General features: G+C 44.6%; 16 protein-coding genes. 5 read left to right on the top strand and 11 right to left on the bottom strand.

The features are described 5' to 3' along the window. Positions 1 to 8: 8 nt before the first annotated feature. Positions 9 to 491, top strand: coding sequence for a hypothetical protein (locus GC097_RS02395; protein ID WP_171681736.1), 483 nt, complete (start codon positions 9 to 11; stop codon positions 489 to 491). Positions 492 to 543: 52 nt separating this feature from the next. On the opposite strand, the gene GC097_RS02400 is transcribed toward GC097_RS02395, so the two are convergent. The 6 genes from GC097_RS02400 to GC097_RS02425 form a co-directional block, all read right to left on the bottom strand. Beyond that, positions 544 to 1,824: an L-cysteine desulfidase family protein gene (locus GC097_RS02400; RefSeq protein ID WP_171681737.1), complete on the bottom strand. Its 1,281-nt coding sequence runs from the start codon at positions 1,822 to 1,824 to the stop codon at positions 544 to 546. A gap of 78 nt (positions 1,825 to 1,902) precedes the next feature. Beyond that, a complete protein-coding gene (locus GC097_RS02405) occupies positions 1,903 to 3,126 on the bottom strand; it encodes an MFS transporter (RefSeq protein WP_171681738.1) in 1,224 nt (407 codons plus the stop codon). Between the two features lie 121 nt (positions 3,127 to 3,247). Continuing rightward, positions 3,248 to 3,835, bottom strand: a complete 588-nt coding sequence (locus GC097_RS02410; RefSeq protein WP_171681739.1) for a GNAT family N-acetyltransferase — start codon at positions 3,833 to 3,835, stop codon at positions 3,248 to 3,250. Positions 3,836 to 3,992: 157 nt separating this feature from the next. Beyond that, positions 3,993 to 7,025, bottom strand: coding sequence for a family 43 glycosylhydrolase (locus GC097_RS02415; RefSeq protein WP_171681740.1), 3,033 nt, complete (start codon positions 7,023 to 7,025; stop codon positions 3,993 to 3,995). Positions 7,026 to 7,289: 264 nt separating this feature from the next. Continuing rightward, on the bottom strand, positions 7,290 to 7,772 hold the full coding sequence (locus tag GC097_RS02420) for a CcdC protein domain-containing protein (protein WP_171681741.1): 483 nt from the start codon (positions 7,770 to 7,772) through the stop codon (positions 7,290 to 7,292). A gap of 123 nt (positions 7,773 to 7,895) precedes the next feature. Further along, the gene (locus GC097_RS02425) at positions 7,896 to 8,549 is read right to left on the bottom strand and encodes a M48 family metallopeptidase (protein ID WP_171681742.1); all 654 of its coding nucleotides are present in this window, start codon (positions 8,547 to 8,549) and stop codon (positions 7,896 to 7,898) included. A 158-nt stretch (positions 8,550 to 8,707) separates the two neighbouring features. Here GC097_RS02425 and GC097_RS02430 point away from each other — a divergent pair, with 158 nt between their 5' ends. After that, a complete protein-coding gene (locus GC097_RS02430; RefSeq protein WP_171681743.1) occupies positions 8,708 to 9,358 on the top strand; it encodes a DUF1796 family putative cysteine peptidase in 651 nt (216 codons plus the stop codon). A 102-nt stretch (positions 9,359 to 9,460) separates the two neighbouring features. Here the strand turns inward: GC097_RS02430 and GC097_RS02435 are convergent, their stop codons facing one another. From GC097_RS02435 to GC097_RS02450, 4 genes are all read right to left on the bottom strand, one after another. Then, the gene (locus tag GC097_RS02435) at positions 9,461 to 10,498 is read right to left on the bottom strand and encodes an asparaginase (RefSeq protein ID WP_246293884.1); all 1,038 of its coding nucleotides are present in this window, start codon (positions 10,496 to 10,498) and stop codon (positions 9,461 to 9,463) included. Positions 10,499 to 10,502: 4 nt separating this feature from the next. Then, the gene (locus GC097_RS02440; protein ID WP_171681744.1) at positions 10,503 to 12,209 is read right to left on the bottom strand and encodes an ABC transporter substrate-binding protein; all 1,707 of its coding nucleotides are present in this window, start codon (positions 12,207 to 12,209) and stop codon (positions 10,503 to 10,505) included. A gap of 100 nt (positions 12,210 to 12,309) precedes the next feature. After that, on the bottom strand, positions 12,310 to 13,245 hold the full coding sequence (locus GC097_RS02445) for a carbohydrate ABC transporter permease (protein WP_171681745.1): 936 nt from the start codon (positions 13,243 to 13,245) through the stop codon (positions 12,310 to 12,312). Positions 13,246 to 13,257: 12 nt separating this feature from the next. Next, positions 13,258 to 14,163, bottom strand: coding sequence for an ABC transporter permease (locus tag GC097_RS02450; protein WP_171681746.1), 906 nt, complete (start codon positions 14,161 to 14,163; stop codon positions 13,258 to 13,260). A 167-nt stretch (positions 14,164 to 14,330) separates the two neighbouring features. Here GC097_RS02450 and GC097_RS02455 point away from each other — a divergent pair, with 167 nt between their 5' ends. Further along, on the top strand, positions 14,331 to 16,076 hold the full coding sequence (locus tag GC097_RS02455) for a sensor histidine kinase (RefSeq protein WP_171681747.1): 1,746 nt from the start codon (positions 14,331 to 14,333) through the stop codon (positions 16,074 to 16,076). After that, complete coding sequence (locus GC097_RS02460) at positions 16,073 to 17,536, top strand: response regulator (RefSeq protein ID WP_171681748.1); 1,464 nt, start codon at positions 16,073 to 16,075, stop codon at positions 17,534 to 17,536. Before GC097_RS02455 ends, GC097_RS02460 begins: the two co-directional genes overlap by 4 nt. A 376-nt stretch (positions 17,537 to 17,912) precedes the next feature. Here the strand turns inward: GC097_RS02460 and GC097_RS02465 are convergent, their stop codons facing one another. Beyond that, positions 17,913 to 18,476 (bottom strand): TetR/AcrR family transcriptional regulator, encoded by a 564-nt coding sequence (locus GC097_RS02465; RefSeq protein WP_171681749.1) that lies wholly within the window; start codon positions 18,474 to 18,476, stop codon positions 17,913 to 17,915. A gap of 236 nt (positions 18,477 to 18,712) precedes the next feature. Between GC097_RS02465 and GC097_RS02470 the strand changes: the two genes are divergently transcribed. Next, positions 18,713 to 20,203, top strand: coding sequence for an MFS transporter (locus GC097_RS02470; protein ID WP_171681750.1), 1,491 nt, complete (start codon positions 18,713 to 18,715; stop codon positions 20,201 to 20,203). The last annotated feature ends 96 nt before the right edge of the window (positions 20,204 to 20,299 follow it).

Consider the following 20,299-nt stretch of genomic DNA (forward strand, 5'->3'; position numbering starts at 1 on the left):
GAACTCTCATGAAAAAATTTTTCAAATCCCTATTTCATTGGCCAACATTCCATGATCAGATGGAAACTTATTTGGAAGCAACCGTGTTAAAATGGAAAAAAAGGTTGAATCCCTTGACGAACAGAATCGGATTCGGCATCTACTTTTATAAAAATATCACCATTAACCTGAATCGACTGAACAAGGAGATATTAGAAATTGCTCAGGATAGTGTCAATCTGTCGCATTTTAGCAAATCTACATTTCCCAGCTTTATTTCGGTTGTTGACGGCATTCACACAAGGATGTTCACCAAACTGCCCAATCACGTCATAGCACAGATTACCGCATTGGTTACAAAGCTTCCTAGTTTTAAAGAGCTGCAGTCCATTTCCCATACCTATGGGTACAAATGTGAGCTTCGTTACAATCAAGGAAAAGTATTTTTCGGGTCGTTACAGATTCACTTTATTAAAATAGATCGACGGTGTACAGTTATGGCTATCGGTTAAAAGAATAAACAAGGAGCAGCTGCCGTGAGGCAAACTGCTCCTTTTCATCGTTCTATAAGTCTTTATTTAACATCATTTCGAGAATTAGTTTGTCAATCTCGGATGTTGCTTCATTCCCTATACGGCAAAAGTTATCGATCGTCTTCTCAGCGTCATTCTCGATAAAGCCGTTTGTCGAGGAAATGGTCTTCCCTTTAGAGGCGAGAAGCGCAGATTGTACCGCGGCACTTGTGCAGGTCGCAACTTTCATGGCGCACCCGCCTTTTGCACCATCGCACATCATCCCGGTCACATTGCCGAGCATGTTTTGGATCGCGGCTTTAATCTCCGTATTGCCTCCGCCAAGCAAATAAGTAATACCGCAGCTCGCACCTGTGCCGGATACAGTGACTCCGCATAATGCGGATAAACGTCCAAACTTGGATTTGATATGAATCGTGACTAAATGGCTCAAAGCTACGGCGCGAACGAGTTTTTCCTCCGAGGCACCAAGCCTTTCCGCAGCCGCTACAACGGGGTTTGTCGCTGCAATGCCCTGATTGCCGCTTCCTGAATTCGCCATGACAGGCATCGGCGAACCCGCCATGCGAGCATCCGATCCAGCTGCTGCAAGAGCCATGGCATGGGATATTAAATCGTCTGACAAAATTCCTATTTGCACATTTTCTTTAATTGTCTTGCCAACCTCGAGACCGTAGGCATTCGTTAAGCCGTCTAGTCCTGCCTTACGGTTCAATTCAATGCTCTGTTTGACCAGACTAAGCTCTTCAAGATCAACGGTATTTACGAATTCCACAATCGAATCAATCGTTAATTCGCCTCGCTCTTCATTCGAACTCTTAAAGCTCGCGTTAGCGCAGCCTCCGGTGTCAACGACTTTCCCGTCAACCTCTACTAACGTTATATTCGTATGATTATCCGTAATGACAACCTTAGCGTATCTTTGCTCTGCTTCAATAACGACCTCGATATATAATTTCCTTGGCGTATCTGCGAGATGGACGACAGAAACACCTTCTTCAACCATTTCCTGGGCCGCAGAAATATCCTCCGGCATTATATCAGCGAGAACTTCCAGCTGTTTCTCCGCATTTCCGGCAATTGCCCCTAACGCAGCTACAAAATCAATTCCTGTTAAGCCGGTACCGGGTATGCCAACTGCAAGAGCATTCTTGATGATGCCTGCGCTTGCATAAACCGTAATTTTGTTGATTTTCCCGCCAACATAGGTCCTAGCCTTCGCTGCAGCCAAAGCAATGGCTACCGGCTCCGTGCAGCCAAGCGCTATAACGAGTTCGTTTCTAAGGATGTTAATAAATGTCTCCGTCTTCATGATGTACCCCCTTAACACCGAAAGGTAGCAGGACCTTCTGAATAATCTATCCAATATACTACAGTTGTTAAACGTATATCAACTTGCCGTGTCCTGAGCAATTGGCTGCCGGACGTCCACTGACTTTCGTTTGGCAAAGAACAATGTCAATATCCCGCTTAAAATTGTAACTACAGCCAGTGTCAATAGAAATGTAGAGATGCCGAACCAATCTAAACATGCGCCGGTCGCAAGCAGAGCGACCTGAAACATGACACGATCAACCATTCCTCGGAAAGAGAAAAAACGGCCTTGGACTTCTTTCGGCACTTTGATCTGGAATAGGGTTGAGATCATCGGGAAGAAAAACGCGACAGCGCAGCCAAACAATACAAAAGAGCCGAGCACAGCATAGCTGCTCTCGCTAAAGGACATCCCAGCAAATGAGAGTGCAAATAATAACATGAACATCGTAGAACTGGTTACCAGATTCCGCATGCCAATTACCCGCTTCGCAAATAAACCTACAATCAAAATGCTAGTACCCTCTATGGAATAGATCCACCCCATCAATTCAGGCTTATGCTGGATTTGACTAAACTTCAGTACAAGCAGATTAAAGCCGCCAAGAAACAAGGTAATAATTCCGCTATTGATAAGTGCGATGAGAATAGACGGTTCTTGTCGTATGAGCGGAAACATCTCCGAAAACCGGATTTTTTCCTGCTTTTTAGAACCGGAGGAATCCGTCGCATTTGGAATCTTAAGCTGTGTAATAAGCATGACGAGGATGATGTAAAAAACAAGCGACAGCGCATAGACCGTATACAAATTCATTACGGATACCAAAATTCCTGCCACAGCAGTACCACCGATTCTAGCTACTGTAGTCACGTTAAAATTAATGCTGTTCGCTCTCATTAGATCAGAAGCAGGAACGACGGAAGGCAGCGCAGCTTGTACCGTAGGCATATAAACGGTCGCCGCTAATTGCATAATAATGACGGATAACAACATGATGGCAATGGATTGGTAGTGCAAGGCAGCAAACATACAGACCGGTGCCAGACAACGGACAAATCCTGAGATAAGCAATATTTTCTTCTTATCATAACGGTCTGCCCACACGCCGGCTTGCGGTGAAATGAGGACGCCAAGAAATAAACCGCACATCAGGATCAAGCTCTTGCCTAAATCAGACGGGACATGGCTCTGCATGAATTGCAAATTGGCAATGATGCTTGTCCAAATGCCTGCGCCTTGAATGGCTTCTCCAATCATCATAAAAATAAAAGTTCGATTTCGCAGCAGTGAAGAGTTCATTTCTTTTCTCCAGTCTTTATGTTAAACGCGTAGTTCCTCTATGTTAGCACGTATGTTCGTACATGCCAATACTCCAAAAGGTTGAGTGGAGAGTTTGATAATATAATCCCGCATTTCTCATTCAATTAAAGTTCTTACGAATCTTGTAATAATTGTAGGTCTCGTTTTCGATCTCAATAATACCTAGAAAATCAAAACGACATTTTTGAATTACTCTATTTGAAGGCATGTTATTTATAAGTGCTACCGCGTTAAGCTCTTCTACACTTGTGTACGCAAATAGATAGCTAATCAATCCTTGTACAGCTTGAGTCGTGTAACCCTTGCCCCTATGATCTTTTGAGATCGCATACATAATCTCTCTGTTCGGAGGAGGCAGCTCCTCTTTCATTCCCGTACATATCCAGCCAATAAATTCGCCTGTCACTTTCGATATAATTCCTAAGCGAAGACGCAGCTGCCCCACCTCTCTACCTTCAGAAACTGCGTCTAAAAACTGTTTGTTTTCTTTTAACTCGTAGTTTATAAACCAATCTTCTCTTTGAGCTTTAGGTACATTCCATCCCGGCAAAAATTCAGAGATGTCAGGTTGCCAGGTTAATTCATGAAATTCGTCCAGATCCTCCACTCTGTATTCCCTCAAAATGATATCTTTGCATTCAATCGTAAAATCATTATCTTTTGAAGCAGATTGATTTTCTTTTTTCATTGTTATTCTCCTTGACTGTAAAATCTAATGAATCCATCTCCTCATCATATCAAACAAATTAAAAACAAAGCTGGTAATGAATAATTATGGTTAATTTATCCTGCTAAATACCGAAAAGGAGCCGCCTCAAGGCAAGCTCCTCCACGAACATTTTTCGTTATTGCAAAATAGCACTTGCGATAATCGCCAAATCGGCAATATCAATGACGCCATCATGGTTGAGATCGGCTTTTTGGACCAAATTCCAGTCCGGGCTCGTTGTATTTTTGCCATAAGCGGCCGCAGCGATTGCAATATCACCGATGGTCACTTTACCGTCTGCATTGATGTCTCCCAACAGGGATGTATTCACTGAATTTTTAAATGCTTGCAACGCTTGATTCAAAATACTTGCTGCTTGATCGATTTCTGCCTGGCTGCTGGCATTCGCGGATGCTGCAATGGCTGTATCGATCGCTGCTTGCAAGACCGCTTTGGAACCGATTGGGTATTGTCCTGGCACGCTGCCTTCCACCGCTCCATTCACAGCAGCCTGCGCTTGTGCAATTAACGTATTCAATGCCTCTTTGTTCAAGTCATTCGCGCCAGTGATTTGTATGTGATGCGTGACGGCTTCCAAGGAACTTTCCACACCCAAGGAATTGGCAACTTTGCCTTGAGCAAGTGTCAGACTTGAAAGAGCCGTTTCTTTGACCGCTTTCCATGTTAATTTAAGCAATCCGCCATCCGTTGTCACGGCATGATTTGCTCCTAGACTTGCAAGCAAAATGCGGACTTGACCTGGGACATCTTTCTTCACGTCGACGACCACTAGTCCGTCTTTCAGCGACTGTGCCGATACGAAATTAATCGTATTAGGGTCATAGCTGAATGTTAAATCTTGAGCATAGATAGCACCGTTTGCGCTGCTCGATACATGGTTTAATCCGTAATTCAATTCGAAGTTGTTCCCTGAAGGTATTTGAGACACACCCGTTAGCGTTCCGGATAATGATGTCGGTTCAATCGAATTTGGAACATCTGCTTTATACATCGTTAAATAATCCAAATTCACATTTCCGATACAACCTTCATCAATCCGATAGGAGATTACATTTTTGCCTGCTTTTAAGGCCAAACGTTCCGAAGCTGTAAACCATTCATCCCAAGAGATAGCGGTTTTATCAGGCGCGATCGTTTTGACATGCTTGCCATTGACATATACATTGATTTTGGCTCTTGCCGGCAATTGTACCGTTGGATTATTGGTAGATTCCCCATTCACTTGCTCTCCGTAAGCATATCTCACGCCAACGATATAATCGCCTTCTTCAGCTGCTTGGACAACAAAATTTGCTTCAGCTCCTGCTTTTTTGGGCAAGTGAATGTAGCCTGTTCCTTGATAATTCAAATGGCTGCTTTCTTTTGCTATATCACCTAAAAGAATCGTATCTTCCGCTTGATACATCTCGCCTTGACCTAAATCGCCGGAAGGCAGATCTTGCCATTCATTCGGAGAAACCGGTACGCCAAAGTTCGGAGTGCCATCTTCGTTCCAACCGAATTTTTTAATATTGACTTGCCGCCACCAGTTGCGTCCCGTATCTTTATAAACGCGTGAATGATAGATCATCCAGTCTTCTTTGCCATCGACCGATTTTACAAAGCCTGCTCTTGCAGGACCGGATACATCACCGGTAGAAACGAAAACATTATTTTTGCGAGTCCAAGAACTTGGATTCAGGAAGTTCCCATCTGTGTTCATATAATAAGATAAACGATAGCCATTGGATGCATAATCGCCTTCCGACATGGTAATAAATACTTTTCCATCCCTTTGTAAAACGCGAGGACCTTCTCCACCGTCTCCCGGCAAGAAAGAGCGATCCGCTGTAATGGTATAAGGGTTATCCATAGGCGCAATGGCCGGACCAATTGGTTCCCCGGAGCCTAGCGTACCCCAAACGGCATAGAGTTTCCCCTTATTTTCAAATACCGTAAAATCATTTGCCTGTTTATACACGCCATTTTCTCCTGCATATAAGGCGCCCTTATCGATATAAGCCCCTTGAGGATCATCCGTTACGGATTCTAAGACTGTAGCCATATGCTTATACCCGTAGGCTTGCAGGTCAGCGCAGTAATAAATATACCATTTGCCGTCAAAGAAGAAGATTTCCGGAGCAAAAATACGCGTCTGAGTGCCTTGTGAATCAAAAACTTGAATCTTTTCACCTTGGTCTGTCAATGTACGGGATTTGGAAACATAAACCTTATTGTTAGAGTCTAAGTTACTCGAAGAGACAAAGTAGTAAAAGCCGTCTTTGTAGGTTACAAACGGATCCTGCCCTTGATACAGCGGATTGTTAAATTTATTGGAAACGGATGAACTTGTAACACCCATTTCTTTCATAAAATCGGATCGCGAAACGGATACAGCTTCAATCCCTTTCATTAATACATCCACTTTATCGCGATCATTCATTACTTTGCCATCAATCGTGTTCAGCAATTCCTCGGCCGTAATTTTTACCGTATGCAAATTGTTTAATGTACTTTCCGTAACTTTATTCGCAAAGTTTTCTGTTAAATAATCCAGCTTTTGAATTTCTGCGGTCAATTCGCCTTTTTTGGTTGCAATCGAGCGATCTGCCGGCAAATATAGGGCTGATTCAGGCACGATTTCTCTTTTCTGGTTTGCGCTTTCCCATTCCATACGAAGCCAAGTACCGCCCCAGCCTTGCAAATATTCAACTTTGATGTCGTAATGCTTGCCCGCTTCCAGAGATATTGGCGTACTAACTTGCGGTTTCTCCCAAACTTGCTGCCAAAAATCAATAATCAGCTGCCCATTAATCCATAGTCTGAACCCATCATCGCCTACCATATGGAAGGTATAATCTTCTGTGTATTTTGGAACGATAGTACCTGTAAAACGTGCCGTATTATAATCCGGTGTTCCTGACAATTGATTGAAAATGCTTTCAAAAGAATCCCCGTTTAAGTTTCCAACAGCCCGCGATCCTCGGAAATCATCGAATTTGAATACCGTAATATCTGTCCGATTATTAGGGTTTGGCACACATTTAAAGAAATCGCCCATTAGTCCGTGGCCATCCATCGTCGGGTCCGCAGCGTGAGCATTCATAGGCAAATTGAGTGAACACGCAAATAAAATGATTGCCATAACAATTCCTATCACTTTTTTCATCGGTTATCTCCTATTCTCTATTCATTCTATTCCGTGCGCAATCTAATACCGCTCATCTTATTGGATAACAAACTCGCTGCCTTTTTTGGCAGATAACGCTTCCTCCTTCCCCTTACCTCTGCGTGATTTCAACTTAACATATTTTTAAAATTTTATATTTGTAATATCCCGATCTTTTTTACAATTATCATTCCTTTTTAGTCAGGCACGCAAAAAAGAAAAGGAGCTAAGCATAAGCCGCTTAGCTCCTCTTACATTCAACTATTAAGCATTCAGATCAACTAGTTTCGAAGAAGTGACGCTTCTGAATTTAATAAAACTAACAATCCGCCAAGTCGCGATGTAGCCAAAGGTCACCAGGTTGCACATAAAGCTGAGCGTGCTGGGATCGATTGATTTTATTGTCGCAATCGCCAGGAAACGCAGGGCGAATATTACAATCAGCAGTACAAAGACCGTTCTGTTGCGCTTAATAAACGTATTGCCATTGTCTCTCACTTCGAAGTTAGTCGTTATAATAAGCGGAATCGAGACAACCATACCGATCAACAAAGCAATGATCACTTGATCTTCACGAATATGCAGCGTCGGATCGAATAATTGCGTAAGCGAAGTAGAAATATATAAGATAGGCAGCAGCAAAGTTATTCCCGATTTTTTTAGCGGCTTATGCATGCCGCTTAATTGTCCGCGCAGGATGAAAAAGAAAATGATAGCTGAAATCATTAGCGATGCTGTTGAGTTCATAGTTTGAACACTCCCTTAAAGGATTTAATACATTTATTATCACCTTTAAGGGAGTTTTTCAAAAGTGAATCAAGTCATCGGTTCAAGGTGACAAACGTCATAAATCGCACAGCTATCCAACATTTACAGTGTCATCGCAAGCCCGTATTTTGCCAGAAACTCTTCTTTCACTTTGTAATCCGGCATAATGCTCCCTACGCGTCTCCAAAAAGAGCGATCATGATTCATATGTGTAAGATGACAGAGTTCATGGATAATGACATAATCTATAACGTCAATCGGCGCCATCGCTAAGCGATAATTAAAGGTTAGTTTCTTATCCGAGGAGCAGCTTCCCCACTTCGTTGCGGACTCCTCGACCTCAAACGATTTTGGTTTTACTTTCAATTGTGTTTGATAAATTTTAATTCGTTCGCCTATGACCTTCTTGCAGCTTGAGAAATAGAACTTCTTGAGACGCATTTTCAATTCTTCCTCACTAAGTCCCTCAGTTTCAATTAACTCATGGAGAAAATAATATTTGCCGAGATGAAGGAATTTGCCTTGATCTTGATATTCCCTTAGCTTAGGCATTTCCCGCGATTTCGCGATGAGATTTAATCTCTCCACGATCCGCTTCCCATGTTGTTTCACGGCGCTTATAACAGCCTCTTGGCTTGTGCCATTAGGAGCTTTAACGGTAATGAACCCCATTGCATCTATCTCAATCGATAATTTTTTTCTAACTCCATATTGTACATCAAATGCTATCGTCGCATTTTCAAATTCGATTTTCATATGAATATCGACCCTTTCACTTTCCCTGTCGTATTCAACATTTTATCATAAAAAATAATTTGTGCGCCCCTTTGTCGTCCTCCTAATCAAGTTGTCCAATCAAATGATAGCAATCCCACATCTTGTATAGAAAGATCACTACAGAGGAGGGAACTCTATTGAAATTACAGGAAATTAAAGGCTCCTATGACGAAATAGTCAGTTTAGGCAGTGCTTGTAATCCATCGATACATTTAAAGCGTTTACATTTACGAACATTTTCCGGACCGCTTGATTGGCATGTCTCTCTATCCCTTTCAGATGTAAGTCGATTATTGAAGAATTCGTTCAAGGACTTTATGGTTCTCAAAAATATGTGTTTAATCGATGGATCTGCTCATGTTCTAGAGGATGGTGTCCCTATTCAATCTGTAAAGTCGCACTTTGTAAAAGATAATTATTACAATATTCTTTCCGTTCATGATTTTCCAATTGTACCCAATCAACACTGGACAATGACCTACTCCTCGTACAGAGATAAAATGAATCGTCGAATCGATCGATTTATCGAGAAGATGACAACCAGCCAAAACATTTTGTTTGTGAGATGGAACGCCAGCTACGAGCAAGCAGTCGAATTGCAAGCAGTTTTATCTGAAATCGTAACTGGCCAGTTTGTCATTCTTATCCTCAAGCCGGCAGAAGGTACCCAAGTGGTTTCTCTTTTGGATTGGGGAATAGACAGAGTCTGTTCCCTAGAAGTTCCTAATGATCCTAATCGGAATGCAACATGGGATTATGTTTTGAATGGAATACAGTTAGCAAAATAGCCACAATCACATAAATAACGGACCCCAAAGTCGCTACTCGACAAGTTGTCAGCTCAATTACACGCTGAAAACATGAATAGCTTCTTTGAGGTCCGTTAGATTTTATTCCTGATCCGTGGTTAGATCGAATACCGCCTTGCTGTATCCAACGATCCGGTTGGCGTCGTTGCTGATCTTCACCTGAGAAATCCGGTACAAGTCGTCTATCGTCGCGCGGTTCGTGTAATCGATCTGTTCCAGAATCGAAGCGACAATGAGCGGCCACTCCTCCTCGGAACCGTCCAGCACCTTCAAAGCGAAAGCCAGGCGTTCGTTCTTCAAACCGAAGCAGTAAACGCCTTTCGCGCCTCCCTTTGCGACGATATTCGCATCCCTCAGTAGGACGGAGCATATAAAATCTGTGCCTGCAATCATTTCACTGTGCTCGCTCATCAGTGCGGTCAGTTTCTCAACGGCGGACCTGATAGGCGCATCCACAATCAAATCTGAGCAAGCCAGCTTCAGGTAAGCTCTAGCTAATCCGTCAAGCGGAAGGGCGAAGACGGGAAATCCGCACCCATCCGTCCCGATCGGAATATCCGCTTCCGGTACCTCGGATAGCGAAGCAAGTGTGCGCAAGATCTGCCTTTGGACGGGATGTCCGGGGTCGCAATAGGAGACGATGTCATAGCCTCCCCCTTTACACAGGGCCAATATCCCGGAATGCTTGCCGGAGCAGTTATGATACACCCGCCGCTTCGGCCGGTCATGCCGTAAGACGTCATCCCTGGCGTCTGCGTTTAAGGGATACGTCGAAGCGCAGAGCAGGCTCTCTTCGCATATGCCACTTTTGTGCAGCATAGATTCGATGGCTGCTATATGGAACGGTTCACCCCGGTGCGATCCGGCGATAACCGCCGTCTCCTTGCCGGTAAACCCATACAGCTTCTCGATGCCATGCTGGAGTACCGGAATCGCCTGAAACGGTTTAGCCGCCGAACGCAAGTACGTCATATGAAGCGGATTGCCGGCCGCATACCGAATGCTTCCTGTGTCGTCGACACCGCAAATATGGCCGGCATGCGTGCATTCGAGCACTTTACCGCGGTATTCTTCCACTAAAATGCGCTGCATCTTCCGATTTCCTTTCTCGACCTGCATGCATTTATTTTTTATATCCTTTGTCGTACGCATCCTGATAGATCTTAATAAATTGATCCATGCCGGAATCTTTGAGCCCCTTCAAGTAGGCATCCCAATCTTTGTCAATGCTTTTGGCCCCCATGATGAACTGCAGCATGGACTGTTTCACGTAATCCGTAATAATCGGCTTTAATTGCTTGACTTGATTCGCTTGTTCGTTGGTCAAGAAAATGTCCGTCGGAAACTCTTCTTTGGGTTGATGCCCTTCATACAATTCCTTCGTGGCTTTGTACAAGCGGGTCTCCAAGCCGTCCATGGTGTAGATGTCCTGGCTTGCCGCATAGGCCGTTTCGCGATATTCGGACGAGCGTAAGTTCGGTCCCATTTGATTCCAATGGTCGTTCTGTACTTGACCTACCCCGTAAGAGGTTTCTTTCACTTTGAACTTGGCTGCGGTTCCACGTGTATTTTTATCGTTCGCGTCCGCCTTCACCCAATTGCGGCCTTCTTCCCCGAAGTTGGACAACGTTGTGCCCTCATCCGAGTAGAGATAGTCAGCTAAGCGGATGGCGGCTTCCGGATTTTTGTTTTTATTCGTAATGGCAAATACGGAATTCCCGATACCGATGTAGTGAGCTGTGTATGAGACGCCATCCGGTCCTGTAAGCGGCGCAATCGGGTCATAGTCTTTGTGGCGTGTTGCGGTTGGCGACGCATCGGTGAATTCGCCAAACCAGCCTGCCGGAATCGCCCCGGCAATTGCCGTGTCTGGACTATTCCCTTTTTGAGAAAGCGCATCCGACTTTTGCGTAAACGCTTCCTTATCGATCAAGCCTTCCGAATACAGTTTATTCAAATATTGCAAACCTTTTTTGAAGCCTGGCTGGTCAACGGCCGTTCCAAGCTTGCCGCCATTTAACACGAAATAATTATTATCGGCATTAAAATAGACGAACGCATTCATGACGAAGGTTTCAATATCCGTATGCCAGCCCGTAGGCGAACCCGTGAACGCAATTTCATCCGCTTTGCCGTTGCCGTTCGGATCTTTCTCCTTAAAAGCTTTCAACATGTTATAGAAATCGTCGGTCGTCTTTGGAGCGCTAAGCCCAAGCTTTTGCAGCCATTTCGTGTTCACCCACATTTTGGCTGAAAATTGGCAGTGATAGCATTCATTTACGGAAGGAATTGCATAGATGTTGCCATCCGGCGCCGTGATCGCCTTTTCCAAATAGGAAATATCCTTGAACGCTTTCTTAATATTCGGCGCATATTGATCGATCAACTTGTTTAGTGGGAGCAGGACGCCTTGTTGACCGTATAACAGCTGCTCTTCTTTCGTTAGATCCCCTGACATGAATATATCAGGATAGTCGCCACTTGCGAGCAGTAACTGCTTCTTCTCCTTCAAAGCCGCTGTTTCTCCCGGCACAAGCTGCCAGTTCAAGTGAACGTTCGTTTTCTCTTCCAAATATTTGGTAAACCAGTTCGTATTCAAATCTGCAATATTAGCCGATTGCGGCGCGAAAGCACTCATTGTAATTTTATTTTTGGCGATGGGAAAGCCCGTTGCATTCACGTTGCTCCCTCCGTCTGCACTTCCTCCCCCTTTAGGGCTAGCGCTGCCATTCGGATCATCGCTGCCCGATGTGCAGCCGACTACAAACGTAGTAATGAATACGATCAGGGCTACCGATTTCCATGTTCTTCTGGTACTTAGATTCCCCATACTCAAAACCCTCCTTGTTTGTGTTCGCCAATCCAACCCATGGGGGCAAACCTGAGCTGTTCCGCTGCCTCGCATCCCGCCTTTCATTCCGGTTCCGAATTTAGCCTTTCAGTGAACCAATCAACAATCCCTTCACAAAATGCTTTTGCACAAATGGATACAAAATAAGAACAGGCGCGCTTGCGACGACAATCAACGAATATTTCAGCAGCTCCTTCAAGCCCTGTCGCTCCGCAAGCTCCCTGACATCTTTAACCATCGTAGGGTCAATCGAGTTTAGGATGAGTATGTTCCGTAAAATAAGCTGCAGCGGATACAATTTAGCGCTTTTCAAAAAAATTAAAGCTTCAAAGTACGAGTTCCAATAGCCGATCGCATACATAAGCACGAGAACAGCAATGATGGGTTTGGACAGCGGGATGACGATCTGCATCAAAAACTTGAAATCGCTGCATCCATCCAAATGTGCGGCCTCTGTCAGTTCCGATGGAATCGATGTCTGGAAGAACGTCCTTGCCAGAATGACTTGCCAGACGGAAATTGCGCCAGGAATAATCATCGCCCATCTCGTATCGAGCATGCCCAGTCCTTTAACGGTCAAATAATAAGGAATCAATCCTCCGCTGAACAGCATCGTAAAAACGAATAAGGCCGTTATCACATTGCGTCCGTAAAAGTTTTTTCGAGAAAGCGGGTAAGCCGCCGTAATCGTCAATGAAACGCTTAGCAGCGTGCCGAAGAACAGATAGAACAACGAATTTCCATACCCTGTCAGAATCTGCGGATTTTGAAACACCGCTTTATAGCCACGAAGCGTAGGCTCAACCGGGAGCAGCCAAACTTTTCCCGAGATTACAGCTGACGATGAACTAAAGGATGAGCTGACAATATAAATAAGCGGATAAGCTACGATGACTAAGCAAATGACCAAAAACAAGTAGACGAAGAATAAGTACACGCGGTCTATTCGGCTTTCGAGCACGCGGGTAGGCGATGTACGTCTTTCTAGCGACAATGTCTGTTCAGCATTAACCATAGGTTCGACCTCCTACCACAAACTCGTTTCAGAATTTTTCCTGGCCACATAATTTACACCGATAAGCAGCAGCAAATTGACAACGGCATTAAAGAGTCCAACCGCTGCGGAGAAACTGAAATTTGCTCCGACTAAGCCCATTTTGTAAACATAAGTGGAAATGACTTCGGATGCCCCAACGTTAATGGCATTTTGCATCAAGTACACCTTCTCAAACCCAACGTTCATGATTTGTCCTGCATTCAGAATGAGCAAAATGACGGCCGTTGGCATGAGACTCGGCAAATCGATATGGATCATACGTTGGAAGCGCGATGCGCCGTCAACTTTAGCCGCCTCATATAGATGCGGATCTACCCCTGCCAGAGCGGCGATGTAAATGACCGAGGCATACCCCGTAAACTGCCAAACGTCGGAAAGCACATAGACCGTTTTGAAATACTCCGGCTTCGACATAATATTTTCCGCCGGAAATCCGAACTTATCAGCCAAGAGATGGACGAAGCCCAACTGCGGCGAAAGGAATAACATAATGATCGAAACCATGATCACGGTTGAAATAAAGTAGGGAGCGAAAGTGACGAGCTGTACCGTCCGCTTAAAAACACCGTTTTTCAATTCATTTAAGGCTAACGCAAGAATGATTGGCGCAGGAAAGCCGACAAGAAGCGAATAAAGGCTGAGCAACGCTGTATTTTTGATAATTCTCCAGAATATAGGCAGCTTGAAAAACTCGATAAAATGCTTAAAACCGATCCAATCGCTGCCCCATATTCCTTTCGTTACCATATAATTTTTAAACGCGATCTGCACGCCAGCCATCGGCACATATTTAAAAACAATTAAATAAAGGAGCGACGGCAAAATAATCAGATAGAGCTGCCAGTTTTTCTTTACCATCCGAAATGCTATACTCATGGTACTCCCCTCCACGCTGCATATACTTATCCACCAAAATTAAGCGCTTACAAGCTCTATCATAAAGGACTGGAAAACAAATTTATAGGGATCATTTTTAAGCTGAACTGTCCATTTATAAGGTGGTGGAACTTATTCCGAAGAAACCTGCTTTTAACTTCCAGAACTTGTCCATTGTTAAAAAAATGGCGATTGGCTACATCTTCATCATCTTCATTCCGATCATTTCGTTCGGCCTGTTCCTGTATAACCAGAACTACAACAGCTTTCTTGAAGAGTACGCGCAAGGCAGACAAAAAATAGTGAATCAAGTGCTAAACAACATAAATATTAGTACCGTGCACATTGAATCGGCGTATCAGCTATTCCAAAATAATTCGAATACGATCGCCTATTTAAGTGGGAACTACCGGACCGATTTTGAACAAGTATCCAATTTTTTGACCTATATCAGGCCCTTATTCTCTTATATTCTCTCATCGAATAGTATGATTGACGGTATGACCATTTATATGGAGCAGCAGAACGGCATGATTTTTCGTCCGGAAATGGCGAAGATGGACGAGTTTAAACTCGACGAGAGCATTCAGAAGCTACCGCTTGGCGTAGGTAAATGGGTAACGGTGAATAACGTGTCCGATCCGAACATCGACCTCCATTATGTGCACAAAATCGGCAACCGGAATTTCGAACAGGACATCGGTCTGCTTGATATTAAAGTCACTTCGAAGTTAATTAAACCTTTATTCGAATCGCTCAATTTGAATAGCAAAAGCAATTTATATGTGCTTGACCAAGACCGTCAGGTCGTATCCCGTATTGAGAAAATCCACTTAACCAAGGATGCGGAAAAAAGCATATTAGCCGATGCCTTCCAATCGAACGCTAAATATTTCTATCAAAATGTTACCGGGAATAAAATGCTGATTGAATCGTTTTATGCCGACAATATTAAGCTGCATTTTGTCATGATGGAGCAAGTTGACGATGTCTTTAGCGGGATCAAAAAGAATAAATATGTGCTTGTTTTGATCGTCGCTACCCTTCTATTGCTTCTTTCCGGGATGTATTATCTGATCGCCAGTTCGATAACGAAACGTATTTTGAAACTTTCCAAGCATATGCGGCAGGTCGATGAAAACTATTTCCCACTGTATCATGGAGAAATTAATAAAGACGAAGTCGGACATCTGACCTCCTCCTATAATGCGATGATTCGGCGGATGGACGAGTTGGTCAACACTGTTCACCGGTCGGAAATGCTCAGAAAAGAATCTGCTTATCAAATGATGCAAGCGCAAATTAAACCTCATTTCCTTTACAACACGCTGGAATCTATCCGCATGATTGCGGAATCCAACGATGATCCGGAAGCAGCTGAGATGTCCTATACGCTCGGCAAGCTATTCCGCTACAGTCTGTCGGGAACAAAAAGCGAAACTTATTTGCAGGAAGAACTGGAAAATGTCAAAGACTATATCAAAATCCAGCAAATCAGACTGGGCGACCGGATGCAGGTATCTTTCACAATTGACGCTGTTATCGATAACTTTGTTTGTCCTCATTATATTTTACAGCCTATCATTGAAAACAGTATTGTTCACGGCATCGCGAGTGTAAGAAAACAAGTCTCCCTCTCCATCCGCATCTGGGAAGATTACACCTTTATGTTCATTGCGGTTAGCGATACAGGCGCAGGCATGGAGGAAGATCGGCTTAAGCTCATTCAACGCGTGTTAAATGGCACTTTAGATCCGCAAGCTTTGCAGATCAGCGGCGGAGGTATCGGCATGATGAATGTAAACGAGCGCGTAAAAATGTTTTTTGGCGAAGGTTCGGGCATTCAAATGGAGAGTAAGCTTAACGAGGGAACGACATGTCTGCTCAAATTAAGTAAGGGGGCAACACAATGAAACTCATGGTTGTCGATGACGAGCCTATCATTTTGAACGGTATCATCCGCATGATTGAGAAAGCGAACACATCTTTTACCGAAATCGTTGGCGCTGCCGACGGCATTGATGCCCTGCACAAGCTTGCGCTCTTTCAACCCGATTTGATTCTTACGGACATTCATATGCCAGAAATGGACGGGCTCGCTCTTATTAAGGAAATACAAGTTCAAAACCTTTGTGACCGCTTCGTCATTATAACCGGCTATGGCGACTTTGCTTATGCCCGACAAGCGCTGCGCTACCATGTTATGGACTATCTTTTAAAACCGATCAATAAAGATGAGCTGCTCGGCACATTACGGAAAATCGAACAAACCATTCGTGTAGAACGTCAGCAGACCGAAGAGCATGACCTTTTGCTGCTCAAAGAACATATTCTTTACAATACGCCATGGGAGGACATGCCCCTCAAGCCGGAGCTGCTGCACACCATGCTTCCTGACCCGTATACGATGATTGTTGTCATTCAAGCGTACGGAGGTACTCCTCTGTTGACCGCCGAGCGCCTCGAAGCTATTTGTCATGCTCTCATAGGAATGAATAAGAAGGCCTACTCCCTGCAATCCCGATTTTTGCGGCAAGCCGTTCTCCTTGTAAATGGCAAGGATGGATTTACGGATGAAGAGCTTCAGCAGGCCTGCGGCGATCTTTATTATAGAACGGGCTTACAGAGCACGGGGTATCATATCGGAGTATGCGGAAATAAGAAGGATAAGGAAAGTTTGCGGGAACTGTACATTAAAGCGATGGCTGCTATGTTATGCAATCGGTACTTTTCCAAGGGCAACATGACCGTTTTCAGACAGGAGCCAGAAACCTTAGAACGGGATGCGGAGTTCGCACACGACTTGGATCGATCCATGGAGAATCAGCTTTCTTTCGAACAAATCGAAAAGGATATGCAGTACATCCATCTTCTTTTTTCAGGTGATGCTGACTGCCATAATCAACTTCGCGAGCAGTTTCTTCACTGCATAGGCACTCACTGCTCCGCTGCATTGGAAGATGCGCACGTATCCGCGATCTCCGGGCAGCTCCTTCCTTTTGAGCGCCGCCAAGATCACCAGGAACACCACCAACCGCACATCCAAGCTATCGATAAAATCATCACTTTTGTCGAACAAAATTACAAACTGGATTTATCTCTGGATTCAGTTGCCGATCATGTACACATGCATCCCAATTACATCTCCATGTTATTTCGTAAAGAAATAGGCCTTACCTTTCTTCACTACTTGCATACATTTCGACTTACCAAAGCCAAACAATTCATGCAAGATCACCCGGAATGGCCGATCAACACAATCGCAGAGCTCGTAGGCTACGAAAATCCGCGGCATTTTTTCAAAGTGTTTAAAAAGTTCGAAAACACCACGCCCGGTCAATTCCGGCTCGGGAATGGTACCGGCTCGACTTGAAATCCGCCTGTTGAGGGAACTCTATTCCCTTATTTCGGCGAAAAGCGGAATTTCGGGCTACCGAAGGGAACTACAGGATCTTATTTCACCTCAATGATGTCACTAGCTGTTCGGAACGGTGAAATAGCGGACCCTAGTATCCCCAACCTCGCCTAAAGGGCTGTTTCTAGCAAAATAGCGCCCTGTAGTTCCTCTTTCTTCCTGCTAGCTTATACCTCCCCATATCAAGAGCTGCTCCAAGACCTAACACATATAAGGGTAAGCTTTTTCGCTTACCCCACACCCCAAAACATATAAATTCTTTAAGAGACCGCACTAAGCATGGATGAAAACTACATAGGTTTAAAATCGGGCAAATGGAATATATATTCCAAATTTAGACTAAAACCGCTTTCCAAGACGCTTCGAGTGTTTGCTGAATTTGTATATCGGTTAACTCATATTTGTTAACATAAAAGCCTTTGACAATGGCCGTCACGATGCCGTGCATAATGGAATGGCATATGTGCACATCCATTTCCCGGATGACGCCGTTTTTTTGCCCTTCTCTGATCAGTGACAAAACGATTTCTCTGGACGTGCTGTCATCATCCATTTTACGCAGTTCTGGTTTGATGCAAGGCGAATAGGAATACGCATCGATAAACCGGAAATGCTTCGGGAATGCCATTGCAAACCGAATCCTGTTCGATTGCAAGCATTTATAGCGCTCATATAAACTTAACTCGGGGTCGTAACCCATCATCAAGTTCTCGCCAAGAAGTTTACGGGATACCCGGTATAGCTCATTCACCAGTTCTTCCTTATTGCTGAAGTAATTAAAGACGGTACCAGATCCGACACTCGCCCTCTTCATAATTTTGGCAAAAGTTACGGATTGCAGCCCCTCTTCGTCGATTAAATCCAACGTCGCGTTCAAAATATCGTCGCGTTTGCTCATTGTACACACCTCGTTAAACCCAACTTTAGTATGTGCAGCTGGGCTCGTCAAGTATTCCGAATATTTATTCTTCATTTTTTTGAATTTATGCGGCTATTTGCACGTTAAATAGCTGGATTTTCACGATTCCCACCTTCACATTGGAATGAATAATCCAAAAAAGTGTTGACTCCATTCCCTTCAGGAAGTATGATAACTTGGAATAAACATTCCAAACCTGAAAGGAAGATCTCCTGATGTCTTCATCCACGACAGAATTAACCGGACGCTCCATCTCCTCACGGATCGTTCTGGCCATCATACTTGCCTGCCAACTTATGATTATTTTGGACGGTTCGATTGTTATCACATCGCTGCCTGAAATCGGGCGCAGCCTGCACTTATCCGCAACAGACTTATCCTGGGTACAAAATGCTTACTCATTGACCTTCGGCGGACTTCTGCTGCTTGGCGCGCGAGCCGGAGATTTATTGGGCCGCAGACGCATCTTCATGATGGGTATCGGCTTATTCACGTTGGCTTCGTTGATCGCCGGTTTGGCCCATTCCGCAGAAAGCTTGTTAATCGCCCGCTCTATTCAAGGCTTAGCAGCCGCATTTGCTGCACCCGCTACACTTGCCTTACTCATGGTAAGCTTCCCGGAAGGCAAGGAGCGGATGCGTGCAATCTCCTTGTACAGCGCTGTCTCCGGCGCAGGCGGAAGCGTTGGTCTTGTGCTGGGCGGCATCTTAACCGACCTAATCTCTTGGCGCTGGGGGATGTTCATCAATGTCCCCATTGGCATCGTGATCATGCTGCTAGCTCCCCGCTATTTGATGGAAACACCGCGGCTCAAAGGCCGCTTCGATATTGTCGGCGCCGTGACCTCGACGCTTGGTATGACATCCATTGTGTACGGCTTTGTTCGTGCCGCCTCTTACGGCTGGAGCAATGATGGAACCATCGTGTCCTTCCTTGCCGGAGCCGTACTGCTCACCATGTTCATCCGTATCGAAAAGAGAGCCGAACAACCGATCACGCCACTCCGTTTATTCGCCAGCCGTGAACGTACCGGTGCGTATATAGCTCGACTGCTGTTTGTAGGCGGCATGTCTGCCATGTTCTTTTTTCTGACGCAATATTTGCAAGGCGTTACCGATTTTAATCCTCTCGTTGCTGGAATCGCGTTTATACCGATGTCCGGCGTAATGTTTGGAATGGTCTACGCAGTACCTGGTTTGATGTCCCGCTTTGGCAGCACCAAATTGCTGATCGGCGGTGTAATCATTGCCCTTGCAGGTATGACCTGGTTAAGCCGTATCACCCTGGACACGTCCTATTTTCCAAACATCGCGATTCCATTAGTCATTCTGGGCATCGGCGCCGGAGTTGTCTTTATTCCTCTCACATCATCAGGAATAGCCGGTGTTGAGCGCGGCGACTCAGGTGCGGCTTCCGGTCTGGTGAATGTCGCGCATCAAATGGGTGCTTCCTTGGGGCTTGCTATTCTGATTACCGTGTTCGGTTCTGCTAGCCGCTCCGCCGCTGATCATCCGCTTTTCGGAGCAACGCCGCACAAGCAGGCTCAGTATATTTTGGCACATGCCTCCGCAGCATCCATCACTGGATCCGTCATTTTCCTTCTACTTGCTCTGATCGCCGTTGTTGTCCTTATTCGCAAGAAACCCTTGGACAATCGCATTAAGCATCAGATCGAGCCAAATGCACAAAAAGCGGAACAACTTTAAATTTGTGCCGAACGGTCATCCTTTCCAGCAAATTTGCTTTTGCGGTCAAAAAAACAGGAAAATTCCTCTCTAATTTGATTGCAGAAGCTCGTCATA

The organism is Paenibacillus planticolens, assembly GCF_013141725.1.
Taxonomy (GTDB): domain Bacteria; phylum Bacillota; class Bacilli; order Paenibacillales; family NBRC-103111; genus Paenibacillus_E; species Paenibacillus_E planticolens.